General features: G+C 66.7%; 12 protein-coding genes. 1 reads left to right on the top strand and 11 read right to left on the bottom strand.

Annotated features, from left to right (window positions below; translation table 11 throughout):
- Positions 1–15 precede the first annotated feature (15 nt).
- The 5 genes from NA2_RS08640 to NA2_RS08620 form a co-directional block, all read right to left on the bottom strand.
- The gene (locus NA2_RS08640) at positions 16–870 is read right to left on the bottom strand and encodes a VOC family protein (protein ID WP_008596237.1); all 855 of its coding nucleotides are present in this window, start codon (positions 868–870) and stop codon (positions 16–18) included.
- Between the two features lie 61 nt (positions 871–931).
- Positions 932–1,900: a TRAP transporter substrate-binding protein gene (locus NA2_RS08635; protein ID WP_008596235.1), complete on the bottom strand. Its 969-nt coding sequence runs from the start codon at positions 1,898–1,900 to the stop codon at positions 932–934.
- Positions 1,901–1,917: 17 nt separating this feature from the next.
- Complete coding sequence (locus NA2_RS08630; RefSeq protein WP_008596233.1) at positions 1,918–2,868, bottom strand: 3-hydroxyacyl-CoA dehydrogenase NAD-binding domain-containing protein; 951 nt, start codon at positions 2,866–2,868, stop codon at positions 1,918–1,920.
- Positions 2,868–4,139 (bottom strand): TRAP transporter large permease, encoded by a 1,272-nt coding sequence (locus NA2_RS08625; protein WP_008596232.1) that lies wholly within the window; start codon positions 4,137–4,139, stop codon positions 2,868–2,870. Before NA2_RS08625 ends, NA2_RS08630 begins: the two co-directional genes overlap by 1 nt.
- Positions 4,136–4,699 carry a TRAP transporter small permease gene (locus NA2_RS08620; RefSeq protein WP_210161290.1) on the bottom strand — a complete coding sequence of 188 codons (564 nt, stop codon included), beginning with the start codon at positions 4,697–4,699 and terminating at the stop codon, positions 4,136–4,138. The genes NA2_RS08625 and NA2_RS08620 overlap by 4 nt, the downstream gene beginning before the upstream one ends.
- 170 nt (positions 4,700–4,869) lie before the next feature.
- On the opposite strand from NA2_RS08620, the gene NA2_RS08615 reads away from it, so the two are divergent.
- Positions 4,870–5,580: a GntR family transcriptional regulator gene (locus NA2_RS08615; protein ID WP_008596229.1), complete on the top strand. Its 711-nt coding sequence runs from the start codon at positions 4,870–4,872 to the stop codon at positions 5,578–5,580.
- Positions 5,581–5,903: 323 nt separating this feature from the next.
- Here NA2_RS08615 and NA2_RS08610 read toward each other — a convergent pair whose 3' ends face one another.
- From NA2_RS08610 to NA2_RS08585, 6 genes are all read right to left on the bottom strand, one after another.
- A complete protein-coding gene (locus tag NA2_RS08610) occupies positions 5,904–7,034 on the bottom strand; it encodes an ABC transporter ATP-binding protein (protein ID WP_008596228.1) in 1,131 nt (376 codons plus the stop codon).
- A 2-nt stretch (positions 7,035–7,036) separates the two neighbouring features.
- A complete protein-coding gene (locus NA2_RS08605; RefSeq protein WP_008596226.1) occupies positions 7,037–8,764 on the bottom strand; it encodes an ABC transporter permease in 1,728 nt (575 codons plus the stop codon).
- Between the two features lie 187 nt (positions 8,765–8,951).
- Complete coding sequence (locus NA2_RS08600) at positions 8,952–10,310, bottom strand: extracellular solute-binding protein (protein ID WP_008596225.1); 1,359 nt, start codon at positions 10,308–10,310, stop codon at positions 8,952–8,954.
- A gap of 160 nt (positions 10,311–10,470) precedes the next feature.
- On the bottom strand, positions 10,471–11,847 hold the full coding sequence (locus NA2_RS08595; protein WP_008596223.1) for a sigma-54-dependent transcriptional regulator: 1,377 nt from the start codon (positions 11,845–11,847) through the stop codon (positions 10,471–10,473).
- A complete protein-coding gene (locus NA2_RS08590) occupies positions 11,844–13,853 on the bottom strand; it encodes an ATP-binding protein (RefSeq protein ID WP_008596222.1) in 2,010 nt (669 codons plus the stop codon). Before NA2_RS08590 ends, NA2_RS08595 begins: the two co-directional genes overlap by 4 nt.
- On the bottom strand, positions 13,850–15,166 hold the full coding sequence (locus NA2_RS08585; RefSeq protein ID WP_008596221.1) for an ABC transporter substrate-binding protein: 1,317 nt from the start codon (positions 15,164–15,166) through the stop codon (positions 13,850–13,852). The genes NA2_RS08590 and NA2_RS08585 overlap by 4 nt, the downstream gene beginning before the upstream one ends.
- Positions 15,167–15,219: the final 53 nt, after the last annotated feature.

Here is a 15,219-nt window from a genome sequence, read left to right as displayed (position 1 = left end):
CGCTTCTCCTGTCGTTCACGCGCCCCGAAACTCGGGCTCGTTCGTGGGGGAACCCCACGCACAATGGGAAAGCGCCGCGTCGGGAAACTGGCGCGGCGTGCGCTCGGGATCGGCCTGGCTCATTCCCGTGGAATAGCTGAACAGCACGTCGCCCGGCCCGCGGGTCGCGACGAAGATCTTTTCCGATGCCGGCTGGCGGCCCGGCCCCTGGACGATGGGCATCTGCCGCGCCTGCAGAAAATAGTGGTTCTGCATCACGTTGTTGATCGACTCCACGGCGAAGTCGACGCCCAGAATGCCGTCGCGGGCGGAGGGATAGAGCGCGATGCGGTGATGCGCGCCGTCGATGCGGATATAGGCGGCATCGCCGGCCCAGTCGGAGACGGCGCCGCCGAGGACGCGCGTCCAGAAATCCTCGTTGGCGGCGATATCGGTGCAGGCCAGCGAGACGGAGGAGATTTCGGTGATGCCCGCGTCGCGGGGACCGTGATAGCGCCAGCCGGAGGTGAGGGGACGCCAGACGAGTTCGACCGCCACACCGTTGGGCGCGCTGGTCGCGATGCCCTTCTTGATCTTGCGGGCGGTGCAGGCCGCCTGATCCAGCTCGGAGACGGCAAACCCCTCGGCGCGCAGCCGCTCGGCCATCGCCGTCAGGTCCGTGTCGCGCGCGACGGTCAGGGCGACCGCGTCGCCCTTGTCGGCGGCGCTGAAGCAGAGCGAATAGGCGCGCGCGTCGGAGCGGAAGTAGGCGCGCTGCTCGTCGCGCGCGAACTCCTGCAGCCCGACCAGACCGGTGGCGAAGTCGGCAGCCTTGTTCAGGTCGCCGGTCGCCAGCCGCACATAGCGAAGGTCGCGATAGGTCCCGCTCACAATATCCTCCAGGTTCCGATGCGGAGCGCTTCGCGCGCCCCGCCGTTTCATGTCGATGGCCTCAGAGCCCCGATGCCTCGGCTTCCAGCTTTTCCAGCATCGGCGCCTTGGTGCGCCATTCCTTGTACCAGTTGTCGATGGACTCGCCGAAGAACGCGCGGTCGATGGTGACGACCGGCACCTCGGTGCCCTTCAGCTTCTCGAGATAGTCCGCGTCGATCTTCGCATAGGATCCCACCAGCGTGTCGAGATGCGCGCTGAGCACCTCCTCGATGATCGCCTGATCCTCGGCGGGGATCGCGCCCCATTTGCGTCCGGACCCGACCGCGATCATGGGGAACATCATGTGGTTGGATTCGATGATCGTGCCCGCATGCTCGTAATACTTGCTGTTCCAGGTGCCTTCGAAGTCGATCTGCATGCCGTCGACCTGACCGTTGGCGAAGGCGTCGTAGAGCGCCGGCAGCGGCATCGGGGTCGGGGCGGCTCCCACTTTGACCCAGAAGTCGAGTTCGGGCGCCAGGGGCACGGTGCGGATTTTCTTGCCCGAAAGCCCGGCGGCATCCTTGACCTCGCCGCGCATGACGATCTGGCGCAGGCCGGCCATCGCGTAACCAAAACCCTTCAGGCCGAACTTGCTGACCCCGTCGAGCAGCTCGCCGGCGGTCTCGCCCTTCAGCAGCTTCTGCGCGCCGGCGACGTCCTTGACGATGTAAGGCGCGAGGAAAATGCCGTAGTTCGGATCGCGGTTGGCAAGCTCTCCGAGCGTCAGGAAGGCGAAGTCCAGCGCGCCCGTCTGCAACTGCTGGAGCATCTGCGCTTCGTTTCCGAGCTGGCCGCTCGGGAAGATCAGAAGCTCGACGCGTCCGTCGGTCTTCTCCTTCAGTTCGCCGGCGATGGTGTTCGCCGTGACCGTCCATTGATGCGGCGGCGGCGTGATGAGGCCGAGCCGGTATTCGGCGGCGCTTGCCGCCTGAGCCGCCAGCATGAGGCCGGTAATGGCGAGCGCGCCCGCAATCTGTTTCAGCATGTGTCTTCCTCCCGTTTTCAATGCAAAGATCCGTTCCGGTCTTCCGTGCCGGACAGCAGGTTGAGAATTTCAGGCACCCGCGCGTCCCGCAGGCCGGCAAGCGCTTCGGCATCCGCCAGGCCGGGGCTCTGCGCGACGCCTTCGATAAGGGCGGCGCGGGTTTCAGCGTCGAGGCGCGGCGTGCCGAGCGAAGCCCACCACTTTTCGACTTCCGGCCCCAGATCGTCGAAGAACTTCGCCAGGCCGGCCTCGCCGCCGGCCAGATGAAAGATCGCCGTCGGGCCGGTCACGCACCAGCGCGCCGCCAGCCCCTTAGTGACCGCCTTCTCGATATCGTCGACCGAGGCGACGCCCTCCGCCGCCAGATGAACGGCCTCGCGCCACAGCGCCGCCTGAAGACGGTTGACCAGATGGCCGGGCATCTCGCGCCGCAGCCGCAGCACCGTCTTGCCGATGGCGGAATAGAAGGCGTCGGCCCTGTCCATCGCCGGAGCGTCGGTCTTCGCGCCGGCGCAGATTTCCACCACCGGCATGAGATAGGGCGGGTTGCAGGGATGGCCGACCACAAGGCGTTCGGGATGGGCCAGCGCATCCTGTATGTCGCTCGGCGACAGGCCGGATGTGCTCGATGCGATCACCGCATCGGCTGGCACATGCCGCTCCAGCGCGGCGAGCACCTGCCGCTTGAGTTCCAGCCGCTCCGGCAGGGCTTCCTGCACGAAGGCCACGGTCTCAGCAGCCTCATCGAGCCGGGCGATGTGGGACGGCGGTGCCACGTCGGCGCCGACGTTTCCAAGCCGTTCCAGAACGGGCAGGGCTTTCCGCCAGACCAGTTCGACGCGCGCGGCCGTTTCGGGTGCCGGGTCGAAGACCTGCGTCGGGTGCCCGGCGGCCGCGAACGCAGCCGCCCATCCGCAGCCGATGGTTCCGCCGCCGACGATCAGGACGGGTGCTTTCGCCTCGGCCATCACAGCAGCTCCTTCAGGCCCGTTGCCAGCCATGGAAAGAAGGCCAGGAGAACGAGAACCACAGCGACGGCGAGGAAGAACGGCGTGACCAGCCAGGCGATGCGCTCCGCCTTCACCCCGCCCATCAGGGCGGCGGCGAACAGGCCCGTCCCCACCGGCGGCGTCAGGAGGCCGAGCGTCAGGTTGAGACAGACGATGACGCCGAACTGGAACGGATCGATGCCGTAGACATCGGTCGCCACCGGCAGCAGCACCGGGACCACGAGGATGATGGCGGGAATCGGGTCCGTGACCATGCCGAGCATCAGGAGAAGCAGGTTCAGGAGCAGCAGGAAGACGATCGGCGAGGCGGTGATGAGCTGCAGCCCGTCCGCCACCCGCGCCGGCAGGTTCTCGAAGGTGATCACCCAGCTGAACACCTGCGCGGCCGCGATCAGGAACAGCACCACGGCGGCGCTACGCGCGGCATTGGCGAAGGCCGGGAAGATGTCGGCTACGCTCATCTCGCGGTAGACGAAGAGGCCCGTCAGCATCGCCGCCAGCGTGGCGATGGCGGCGGCTTCGGTCGGCGTCGCCAGGCCGCCCAGGATGCTGCCGATGATGACGGCGGGAATGGCCAGCGCCGGGAGCGCATCGAACAATGCCGCAAAACGCTTCCCGATCGAAAGGCGCTCCGAGCGCGGGAAGGCGTAGAGCCTGCTGAAGACCGCAATCACCACGATGAAGGCAAGGAACATCATCGCGCCCGGCACGATGCCGGAGATGAACAGGTCGCCGATCGGCATCTGCGCGACGACGCCGAAGATGATGAACAGCATGGACGGCGGGATGATCGGCGCCAGGAGGCCGCCGGCCGCTGTGATGCCCACCGACACGTCGCGCGGATAGCCGGCCTTCTCCATCTCCGGCACGGCGATCTTCGACATGATGGTGATCTGCGCCACGGTCGAGCCGAGGATCGAGGCCATCAGCATGTTGGCGATGAGATTGACATAGGCGAGACCGCCCCGGACCGATCCAAGCAGGGCAAGGGACAGGCTCATCAGACGCCTGCCGATGCCGCCCGCATTCATGAACTCGCCGAGCAGGATGAACATGGGCAGGGCCAGGAGGCCGTAGTTCTCGAGCCCGCCGAAGAGCTGCTGCGCATAGGACTGGAGCAGCACCGTGTTGCCGCTGACGGCGATGAACACCAGCGCGGTCGCGGCGAGGACGAAGGCGATGGGCAGGCCGACGAGCAGGAAGGCGAGGAAAGAGCCGGCAATCGTCATGGCTTGCCCTCCCCGCCCCGCAGGCGGGTCGCGAGGTTGGCCGATGCGTGGACCGTGCCGCTCACGAAGAAGACGGGCAGGATCAGCCAGAACCAGACCTTGCGCATGCCGATGGTCGTGGTCGGCTCCTCATAGATGAAATTGAAGCTCGTCTGGCTGAAGCCGGAAAGCGTTTCGGCGGAAAGCACGCCGACCGGGTCGAACCAGTTCCAGAGAATGACGCCGAAGATGGCGAAGAAGACCAGCAGCGCGACATCGACGCCGATCAGAAGCGCCCTGCGGCTTCCCGCCGGCAGCAGGTCGGTGACGAGGGTCATCGCGATGTGGTCGCGGTTGCGGATGCCGATGGACGCGCCGATGAGCGCCGCCCAGATCATGACGTAGATCGCCAGCTCGTCCACCCAGATCAGCGGTGTGCCGAGACTGCGCGTGACAACGTTCAGAAGCAGCAGCGCGAACACGACGCAGAGCAGCAGCCCGGCGCAATACCACTCGGCGGCAGCAAGGCGGGCGCTGGCGCGCGCCAGCACGCCTTCCCGCTCGGTTCGCTCTTCAGACAATACGCTCGACATCGGCAGAATTCGCCGCCTCCTCAAGGCTCCGTCCTCCAATTCCTCGGATAAAATATCGATATTATTTGCAAGTCAATAAAAATATCGATATTTTGAGGATCGAGACAACCCGCTTGTCGTAGGCGCCGCGGGCCGGTTAACTGGAGCAAACGAGCGGAATGGCAGAGATCCTCGTCAGCATGCGGTATGACGGACCGGAACGAACGATCGCCGAGCGCGCCTATCGGCTGCTGCGCGAGGACATCATTTCAGGCGCGCTCGCGCCCGGGCTGAAGCTCAAGATCGAAATGCTGCGCGCGCGCTACGGTCTGGGCGCCGCGCCGATCCGGGAAGCGCTCGCCCGGCTTTCCAGCGACCATCTGGTCAAGCTCGAGGGCCAGCGCGGTTGCGAGGTCGTGCCGATGTCCGTCCGGGATGCGCGCGACATCGGCAACATGCGCAAGCTGCTCGAGGTGGAGGCCCTGCGCATCTCGATCCGCAACGGCGGCGACGAATGGGAGAACGCCCTTGCCGCCGCGTTTCATCGGCTGGAGCGGCTCGAGCGGACCATCGATCAGGGCATCGGCGACCTGGCCGAATGGGAAAGTCTCAACCACCAGTTCCACAAGGCGCTGGTCGCCGCCTGCGATTCCGAATGGCTGCTGCGCATGCGCCAGCTCATGTTCGACCAGCACGAGCGGTACCGCCGCCTCTCCCGCGTCAAGACCGTCGCCACCCGCGACATCAGCCTCGAGCACCGCGCCCTCTTCGAGGCCGCGCTCGACCGCAACGCGGAAAAGGCCGTCACGGTGATGGAAACGCATATCGGGCGGACCACCGACGCCGTGCTTCAGTCCTTCGCGCCCGGAGAACGCGCTTTGGCGCGCTAGAGCATTTTGCAGTCAGGTGGAATCACCTGACGTCCGCATAAATGCGGAAAAACAAGAAGATAGACCCGGCAACGTTTCGCCGAAACGCAGCGCGGGTCTGTCTCCCATTTTCCTGATTTCCGTGGGGCGTCAGATGGTCTCACCTGACTGAAAAACCCTACAGCGCCGCGCATCTTCTGAGACGCGCGACGCTGTAGCACTTTGAAGTGATGCATGTCGCATTAGTCCGGTTCATCGTTTCACAGAAACGCTGAACCGGACTAATTCCTTGTTTCTCCGCGTTTATGCGGGCGTCGGGTGATTCCACCCGACTGCAAAACGCTCTAGCGATGGATCAGGACGGCCTGTTCATGGTTGATCCGGACATGCACCGCTTCGCCCTCGCGGCGCCGGCCGCTGCCGCGCGCGTGCAGCTCGTCGACCAGCAGCGCCTCGCCACCGACATCGACCAGATAGCGGATCATGCCGCCCAGGAACTCGGCGGAGCGGACCCTGCCCTGCAGCCCGTCCGCCGCGCCGCCATCGACGAACGCGATGCTCTGCGGCCGCAGGACCAGCTTGGCTGCCCCCGCCTTGCCGTCGCCGCAGGGCAGTTCCAGACCGCCCGCGCTGCGGAACACCGGGCCGGAGGCGGCCTTCTCCACATGGCCTTCCAGAACGTTCGCCGTGCCGAGGAAATTCGCGACGAAGCTGTTGGCCGGGTTGTCGTAGACGTCGTCGGGCTTGCCGATCTGCTGCACCACGCCGTCGGCCATCACCGCAATGCGGTCGCAGATCGTGTTGGCTTCCTCCTGGTCATGCGTGACGAAGATGGTGGTGATGCCGAGGCGGCGCTGGAGCTTCAGGAGGTCCTGGCGCATCTGCACCCTGAGATTGGCATCGAGGTTCGACAGCGGCTCGTCGAGCAGCAGGACCCGCGGCTCGACGACGATGGTCCGCGCCAGCGCAACGCGCTGCTGCTGCCCGCCCGAGAGCTGCGAGGGGTAGCGGTCGGCATATTGGCGCATCCCGACCAGCTCCAGCGCGGCATTGACGCGGGCCACGCTTTCGCGCTTCGGCACGCGGCGTTCGTCCAGCCCGTATGCAACGTTCCGGGCAACCGACATGTGCGGCCACAGCGCATAGTTCTGGAACACCATGCCGACATTCCGCTTCCAGGGCGCAAGGCCCACGACATCCTGTCCGTCGAGCGCGATGGTTCCCTTCGGCGTCGGGCCGAAGCCGGCGATGGCCCGCAGCAGGGTCGACTTTCCCGAACCGGACGGGCCGAGGAAGGCGAAGAACTCCCCCGGCTCGATCTTCAGGTCGATCCCCTTCAGGACCTGCGTGGCCCCGAAGGACAGCGACAGGTCGCGGATGTCGATGCCGATCGGCTGCAGGCGGTTCTGCAGGGCGTCGGGAAGTGTTTCGGCCACGGCGGTTTCCGCGGCGATGGGCGTGCTGGTCTGGTTCATTCTCAATGTCCTCCCCCGTTATTGGCAACGTCGGTGCGCGAGCGCCGGGCGTTGTCGATCAGGCGGTGCGAAAAATAGGTGGCGAGGCCGACGATGATCACGGCGATTATGCCGAGCGCAGCGCCCGGGCCGCGGCCCGCCGCGGATTGCATGAACAGGTAAAGCCCGTAGGCCAGCGGCGCGTCACGCTCGCTCGCGACGAGCATGATGGTCGCCGAAAGCTCGACGGCCGCCGTCGCGAAGCTGGTCACGAAGCCGGCCACGAGCCCGCCGGCCATCAGCGGAATGACGATCCGGCGCACCGTTGCGAATTTCGAGGCGCCGAGATTCTCGGAAGCCTCCTCCAGCGACGGCGAGATCTGCTGCAGGGCCGCCGTGCAGGACCGCAGCGCGTAGGGCAGGCGCCGCACGGCGAGCGCGATCACGATGATGCCCCACCAGGTGGCGAGCGGCTGCCCGCTGCCGGGCATCTCGACGCTGTAGAAGACACGCAGATAGCCGATGCCAAGGACGACGCCGGGCACCGCCAGCGCGGCCATGGCGATGTAGTCGAGCCATTTGCGGCCGATCACGCCCGTCCGCATCACCACATAGGCGATGGCGGTGCCGAGAATAATGTCGATCAGCCCGGCGAGGCCCGCATAGAGCAGCGTGTTCTGGATGAAGCCCCAAGCGGAGGTCAGCGCGGTTTCATAATGCGCCAGCGTGTACCCGTCCGGAAGCACGCTGAACGACCAGATCGTGCCAAAGGACAGGAGCAGCAGGCCGAGATGGGGGGCGAGCACGATCGCCAGGATCGACAGCACGACCAGGTAGCAGAGCGCCGCCTCGTAGGGCCGCAGGTCCCGCTTCGCCAGTCCGCCGCCGCCCTTCTGGGTGGTGGAATAGTCCTTGCCCCGCATGCCGAGGAACGACACCCACATGGCGAAGATCGAGAACAGGATCAGGATGCACGAGATGACGTAGCCCATCGGGTCGCTGATGCCGACCGACGAGATGCGCAGATAGGCCTGCGGCGCCAGCATGGTGTTGACGTTGAGCAGGAGCGGCGTGCCGAGGTCGTCGAACACCTTGACGAAGACCAGCGACGCACCGGCGATGTAGCCCGGCATGGCGAGCGGAAAGACGATGCGCCGGAACAGGCGCAGGCCGCTCGAACCCAGCATCTGCGCCGCCTCTTCCATCGAACGGTCGATGTTGCGCAGGCTCGCCGAGAGATTGATCAGGATGAACGGGAAGTAGTGCAGGCTCTGGACGAAGATGACGCCGTTCAGCCCCTCCATGATCGGCAGGGTGACGCCGAAATGGTTGCGCAGCAAGAGGTTCAGGCTGCCGTTGGAGCCGAACAGGAGTTGCATCGCCACCGCGCCGATGAAGGGCGGCATGATCAGCGGCACGAAGGCGAGCGTCTGGATCACCACCGAGCCGGAGAAGTTGAACCGCGTGGTGAGATAGGCGAGCGGCAGCGCGACCGCCGAGGCGAAGACCACGGACATCGACGCCACGTAGAGCGAGTTGAAGAACGATTGCCGGAACAGCGTGCTGGCAAAGAAGTCCTGGAAATTGACGAGGGTCAGCGACCCGGTCGCGGGATCCTGGAAGGCGACCTGGATCACCTTGAGGACGGGAATGATAAGAAAGGCGCCGAGGAACAGGAACACCGCGCCGGCCACCAGATAAGGGCCGAACGAGGATGTGAGCGCCGGTCGCCGGAGCGCTGCGGACGACATGGTTGTACTCCGATCAGGGGGCTTAAGGCAGCCGTCGGGCCGGGCGCCCCTGCCGGCTTTCGGCAGGCAGGGGCTGGCGTTTCCGGAGAAGCGCCCGGCCTTCAGCGGCAAGCGGACGGGGCCTCTGCCCCGATGGTCCATCAATGATCTGGATCGTCTTTCTGCGTCCGAATGGACGCGTGACGACCTAGAGCTTGGCCTTCGCCTGCTCGGCGAGTTCGCGGGCCTTCTGGTAGTTCTCGACGACCATCGTGTCCCACTGCTGCTCGATCTCCGCCTGGCGGCCCTCGACCTTCGTGTCGGCCTCCTTGCGCTCGACGGTGAAGATGGCGTTGAAATCGGCATCCATCGCCTGCTCGGCATCGACCGGCAGCTTGTTGACCAGCGCCCTGGCCTCCTCGATCATGCCCTTCACCTCGGCATTGTCGCCGCCGGCTTCCGCCAGCGCCTTCTCGGCGGCCTGGATCGCCGCCGTCGCCTGTCGCAGGTCCTCGAGGCGATAGGTGATCATCACGTCGAACAGCGAGTTGACGACGTTGTAGCGGCGCTCGGAGGCTTCGCTGTCGAACTGCACCTCGGTCTTGATCGTCCCGTCGAAGGGGTTGGGCAGGCCTTCCGGCGCGCCCTTGTAGGCGTTCTGGTTCACCGGCAGGCGCATGATCTTCGGATCGAACAGGAGCGCCTGTCCCTTCTCGGACACCAGGAAGTCGATGAACTTCTGCGCCGGACCTTCGTTCGGGGCGTTCGTCACGACGCCGATATTGGCCGGCACCAGGGCCGTCACGCTCGGATAGGCGAACTCGACGGGGAAGCCCGACGCCTTCGACGAGAAGCCGAAGAAGTCGATGACGATGCCGATGCCGAACGAGCCGCTGTTGACGCCGTCCGGCACGCCGAAGCTGCGCTCGGTGATGGTCTTGGCATTGCCAGAAATGGCCTTCACCGTGTTCCAGCCCTCTTCCCAGCCCTCGCCCTGCAGGATCGTTTCGATGGTCAGGTGCGTCGTGCCGGAGCGCGACGGCGAGGACAGGCCCACATGGCCGTGATACTCCGCCTTCTCCAGATCGTCCCACTCCTTCGGAACCGGAACGTTGAAGGCTTCCATGTAGCGGGTGTTCCACATCATGCCGTAGCCGGACAGGGCGAAGCCGAGATACTTGCCCTCGGGATCATTGATCGGATAGCCGTTGAGATCCGTCGGGATGCCGTCCACCTCCTTCGAATAGCTGGCCAGAAGCCCCTGGCCCTTCAGCACCTCGAAGGCGTCCGGCGCCGAGGCCCAGAAGATGTCCGACTGATTGTTGTCCTTGGTCTCGATCAGGTATTTCACGCCGGAGGACGTTCCCTTGTTCACCACCTCCACGGTGATCGAGGGATGCTCCTTCATGAAGGCGGTCTTGAAGACGTCCGTCAGATCGGACGGAAAGGACGTGACGACGACCAGGCGGTCGTCGGCGGCGCGCGCCACCTGCGACGCCGCCAGCAGCGCCACCGCGGCGATGCCGAGGCCAAGCTTGCGGAAATGATTCCGGGACTGTGTTGGCATTGTTTCCTCCCAAACAGAATGCGGTGGCCGGCCGGCCACCATCCCCCTGTATGGCAAGCTTCGTGCCAAAGCGCTGAAACCGCCTAACCAATTGATTCTACTTGCGAGCTGAACCAGCCGGACCTCAGAATCGGGTCAGAAATGACCCGCATATACGGCGCTATGTGTCACTATCGACCCGCTCTTCGCCCAGATAGCCGCGCCGCTCCAGGCCATGCTTGCGCAGGCGCAGGTAGAGCTTCTTGCGCGGCACGCCGAGCAGGTCGGCCGCCTGCTGCATGTGGCCGTTGGTACGGCGCAGCGCCTCGTCGAGCAGACGCCGCTCGAACGCGTCGAGCTGGGCGGGCAGCGTCGCGCGCTCCCCGTCTCCATCCCCCTCCTCGAACGGGTCCCCGTCGATGCCGAGGGTGAAGCGTTCGGCGAAGTTGACCAGCTCGCGCACATTGCCGTTCCAGGGCCGGCCAGCGAGTTCGCTGAACAGGGCCGGCCCCGGCTCCCTGACCTCGACCTTGCTGCGCGCCGCGATCCGCGCCGCGTGATGCATGAACAGGAGGGGAATGTCCCCGGTCCGCTCGCGCAGCGGCGGGATGGAAATCGTCGCGACCGCGATGCGGTAGTAGAGATCCGCCCGGAACAGCTTCCGCGTCGCCGCCTCCTCCAGCTCCACCTTCGAGGCCGCGACGACCCGCACGTCGATCGGGATCTCCGTCTTGCCGCCCAGACGCTCGATCACCTGCGCCTGCAAGGCCCGCAGCAGCTGCGTCTGGTGGGAAAGCTCCATGCTCTCCACCTCGTCGAGGAACAGCGTGCCGCCGCTCGCCTGCTCCAGCCTGCCGATGCGCCGCCGGTCCGCGCCGGTGAAGGCGCCGGCCTCGTGGCCGAACAGCTCGCTGGCGACCAGCGTGTCGGGCAGCGCGCCGCAGTTCAGCGCAACGAAGGGTCCGGCCCTGCGCGGCCCCATATTGTGCAGCGCCCGCGCGACGAGTTCCTTGCCGGAGCCGGTCTCGCCATAGACCACGGTGTTGACGTCCGCCGCCGCGACGGCGGCAATCTTCTGCCGGAGCCGGCGCATCGCCTCGCTGTTGCCGACCAGGTGCTTTTCCAGCGCGTAGCCGTCCTGGCTCTTCCGCAGGAGCCGGCGGTTCTCCAGCACCAGGGAGCGCAGCTGGACGGCGCGCGCGATCGCCGCGAGAAACGCCTGCGGGTCGGCCGGCTTCTCGATAAAATCATAGGCGCCGGCGCGCACCGCATCGACCGCCAGCGGAATGTCGCCATGGCCGGTGACGATGATGACGGGGATGTCGGGGTCGATCCCGCGAACGGCCTTCAGCACCGCCATCCCGTCCATCTCGGGCATCCTGAGATCGGCGACGACGACGCCGGGCCAGCGCGTGTCGAGAACGCGCAGCGCCTGCCTGCCGTCCGCGAAGGCCAGCGGCTCGTATCGTTCCAGGGCGAGCGTCTCCGCCCAGGCGTCGCGGATCTCCGCGTCGTCGTCCACAAGGATGACCGGCACTCCCCGCGCGCCCTCGCTCATGACTTGAACAGCTCGATTGTCGCCAACACACCGCCCTCCGCCCCGGCCCTGACCTCCAGCCTCCCGCCGAGATCGCGGATGACATTGTAGGAGATGGAGAGGCCGAGACCCAAGCCTTCACCCGGCGGTTTGGTGGTGAAAAAGGGATCGAACGCCTTTTCCGCGGCGGCCGCGTCCGCGAAGCCCGTTCCGTTGTCCGCCACGCCGATGCGCGCGAGCTTGTCGGTCTCGCTGATCGTGACCGTCAGCCGGGGCGCGGGCACGCCCTTCATCGCGTCCAGACCGTTGCTCACCAGGTTGACCACCACCTGCTCGAGCAGCGCCGGTTCCGTCATCACATGGACCGCATGGTCGGGCCGGTTCACCTCGAGCGCCACGCGCTCGCTGCGGATGCGCTCCTCGAACAGCGACAGCGCGTTGGAGACCACCTCGACTGGATCGTGCCGCGACAGGAATTTCTGCGGGCGGCGGGCGAAGGTCTTCAGGTGGTTGGACGATTTCGAAAGCCGCTCGATCAGCCGCTCGATGTCGGCGATCTTGTCGCCGCATTTGTCCAGTTCGCCCAGCTCGATGTAGCGGCGTGCATTGTGCGCATAGGAGCGCATCGCCATCAGCGGCTGGTTGAACTCGTGGGCGATGCCGGCGGAGAGCTGCCCGAGCGCCGCAAGCTTGGCGGCCTGCACGAGCTCGGCCTGCGTCTCGCGCAGATCGGTTTCCGCCCGCCGCCGGCGGTCGACCTCCCTGAGCAGCGTCCGGTTCGTCTTCTTCAGTTCCTTGGCATGCAGGTCGAGGGCGTGGGACCTGTCGCGGAACAGCCGCACGGCATCGGCGAGCTGCCCGATCTCGTCGCGGCCCGACACGCCCACCACGACGCCGGCTGTGCCGTCGGCGATCAGCCGCATCGAGGAGAGAACCTTCATCAGCCGCTGGAAGAGCTGGCCGCGCACGAACAGGATCAGGAACGCCAGAAGCAGCGCCAGAAGCAGCGCCGTGCTCGCGGCGTTGAAGACCTGGCCGCGCGAGACGATGTCGCCGATCTCGCCGGAGGCGGCGGTGGAGCGTTGCCCGCTCGCGCGCACCGCGCCCGCGACAACCTCGCCCAGCCGGCCGAGAAGCGCGCTGTTGGTCTCCTGCAGCTGGATGCTCTCGTTCATGAGTCCGCTGCTGCGCGCCTTGAGGTCGAGGAACCTGTCCGGCCCGTCTCCGTGGCCGGCGATCTTGCGCCAGATCTGGCGCAGGGTGATGGCGCTGCTGTTGTTGGCGAGCGCCTCGGCATTCTCGTTGCCGTCGTCGATCACCTCGACCAGCCGCGCCTGGAGATGCTCGATCTCGCGAAATCCCGTTTCGCTGGCGCCGCGCAGCATGATGCCGACCGCCAGGTTGGCGTTGGCGTGCAGCCGCCCCAGCGCCTCCGTCATGCGGATTTCCTCGACCACCCGCTCGCGCTGCTGGCTTCCGGCGCCGCCGGAAGCGTCGCCCGCCTGCAAGGCCGCCTCGACGTTGAACTTGGCGTCGACCAGCAGCGGGTCCACCTCGAGCAGGAAGTCGCCATGCAGGCGGTTGATCCGGGCGATGTTTTCGCGGATCGCACCGTCCAGCACGAAGCGCCGCGAAACATTGTCGTCAAGCGCCCAGACATTCGCCTCCAGGTTCGACTGGACATCGTCCAACCCCGAAAAATAACCGGCATCGGCGCCCCGCGTCTGCGGCGCGAGCGTGCCAACGACGCGGAAATGCTCCTGCAGGCGCGCGAGGGCGCTGCGCCGCTCGAACTGCGTCTGCGCGTTGCCGAGCGCCGGCACGTCGACGCGGATGGCCTGGCCGATCTCGGCGAAACGGGCGCTCGCGGCCGAAACGGCAAGATCCTCCGAGGCGCGGTCGGCCACCGTGCGCCCCACCCGGTCGAGCGTCAGGGCCGTGACCAGCGTCGCGGCGATCGCCACGCCGGCGATCAGGGCCAGCGAGACGGTGAGCTTCGAGCGCAGGGACGTGAAATCGGGCTTCACGGCGCGGTCCGCTCCGCCTGCGCGCCGAGATAGGCGTCGATGCGTGCGACGATCTCCCGCGCCTTGCGGAAGCGGCTCGAGAAATCGCGCGACCAGCTGTCGCGCAGGTCGGTGCCCTCTGCCGTCCGCAGGTCGCGCATCCGCTCCGCCGTGCCGCGCGCGAGCAGCGCGACCAGCTCGTCCGCGTCAGACATGAAGGAGGCGACGGGAACGGATTCGAGGAGATCGCGCACGTCCGCGAGCAGCGCGCGCATGGTCTGCGATCGGCCGATGCGCTCGTCACCGGCGAAGCGGTCGACCGCCGACCACAGCTCGGCCAGCTCCGTGTGGCGATAGGTGATCATCTCGTCGAACAGCGCCGTCACCACCGGCAGCCGCCGCGCCGCATGCCGCATGTCGAGCGGCCGCGCCGGGTCGGGATCGGCCGCGAACCCCGCCTGGCTCCAGAGCGCCGGCGCGACCGGTATGCGGGCGATGTCCGGCCTGAGCAGCAGGTTCTGCCCGGCTTCGGATCTGAGAAAATCGATGAAGGCCTCCGACAGGGGATTGTTTTCCCCGGCGATGAAGATGCCCGCGCTCGCCGGAAACACCACGTGCGGCGAGAGCGGCGCGAAGCCGAGCGGGGGCTGGCCCCGCCCCTCCGCCTTGGCCAGGAAGTCGATGCCGACGCCCAGCTGGAACCGGTCCTTCGCCACGCCGTCGCGGACGCCGAAGCTGCGCGCCGTGACCGTCGCCACATTGGCGCCGATGCGCGACAGCAGCGCCCAGCCGGCGTCCCAGCCGAATTCCTGCAGGATCGTCTCGACGAAGAGATGCGTCGTGCCGCTGCGCGCGGGAGAGCTGATGCCGAGCTTGCCCGCGTAGCCGGGCGCGGCGAGCTCGTCCAGCCGCTTCGGCAGGTCATCGTCGGCGCGCTGCTTCCACATCACGCCCATGTGCGAGAGGGCGAAGCCGAACCGCGAACCGTTCGGATCGTCCACCTCGATCCCGCTGAAATCCGCCGCGGGCCGGACCTTGTCCGGCCGGTGGACGAGCATCCCCTCCGCGTCGAGAACGGCGAAGGCGACGGGCGAGCTCGCCCAGATCACGTCCGGCGCCGGGAGCCGGTTCTCCTGCACGTGCCGCAGCAGCGAGATGGTGTTCTTGTTGGTGACGCAGACCGTCGCGTTGCTGGCCGCCGAGAACAGCTCGACGAAGGGATGGAAGAAGCTCTCCGGAAAGGAGGTCAGGACCTGCAGCCGGCAGGCCTCCGCGCCCGCGGACGACTGGGCGGCGCCCGCCGTGCACGACAGCGCCAGCCACAGCAGGGCCATGCACGCCCGGCCTCCCGGGCGCGCCTTCCTCGCCGCACACGCGAGGATCGGCG

Source organism: Nitratireductor pacificus pht-3B, from assembly GCF_000300335.1.
GTDB lineage: Bacteria > Pseudomonadota > Alphaproteobacteria > Rhizobiales > Rhizobiaceae > Nitratireductor > Nitratireductor pacificus.
The sequence above is the reverse complement of the archived record's forward strand: the minus strand, read 5'-3'. Positions and strand labels throughout refer to the sequence as shown.

Excerpts from the sequence above, each read along its gene's own strand:
- NA2_RS08635 (WP_008596235.1), bottom strand. The coding sequence starts at position 1,900 with ATGCTGAAACAGATTGCGGGCGCGCTCGCCATTACCGGCCTCATGCTG.
- NA2_RS08625 (WP_008596232.1), bottom strand. The coding sequence starts at position 4,139 with ATGACGATTGCCGGCTCTTTCCTCGCCTTCCTGCTCGTCGGCCTGCCC.
- NA2_RS08585 (WP_008596221.1), bottom strand. The coding sequence starts at position 15,166 with ATGGCCCTGCTGTGGCTGGCGCTGTCGTGCACGGCGGGCGCCGCCCAG.
- NA2_RS08600 (WP_008596225.1), bottom strand. The coding sequence starts at position 10,310 with ATGCCAACACAGTCCCGGAATCATTTCCGCAAGCTTGGCCTCGGCATC.
- NA2_RS08610 (WP_008596228.1), bottom strand. The coding sequence starts at position 7,034 with ATGAACCAGACCAGCACGCCCATCGCCGCGGAAACCGCCGTGGCCGAA.
- NA2_RS08605 (WP_008596226.1), bottom strand. The coding sequence starts at position 8,764 with ATGTCGTCCGCAGCGCTCCGGCGACCGGCGCTCACATCCTCGTTCGGC.
- NA2_RS08630 (WP_008596233.1), bottom strand. The coding sequence starts at position 2,868 with ATGGCCGAGGCGAAAGCACCCGTCCTGATCGTCGGCGGCGGAACCATC.
- NA2_RS08615 (WP_008596229.1), top strand. The coding sequence starts at position 4,870 with ATGGCAGAGATCCTCGTCAGCATGCGGTATGACGGACCGGAACGAACG.
- NA2_RS08595 (WP_008596223.1), bottom strand. The coding sequence starts at position 11,847 with ATGAGCGAGGGCGCGCGGGGAGTGCCGGTCATCCTTGTGGACGACGAC.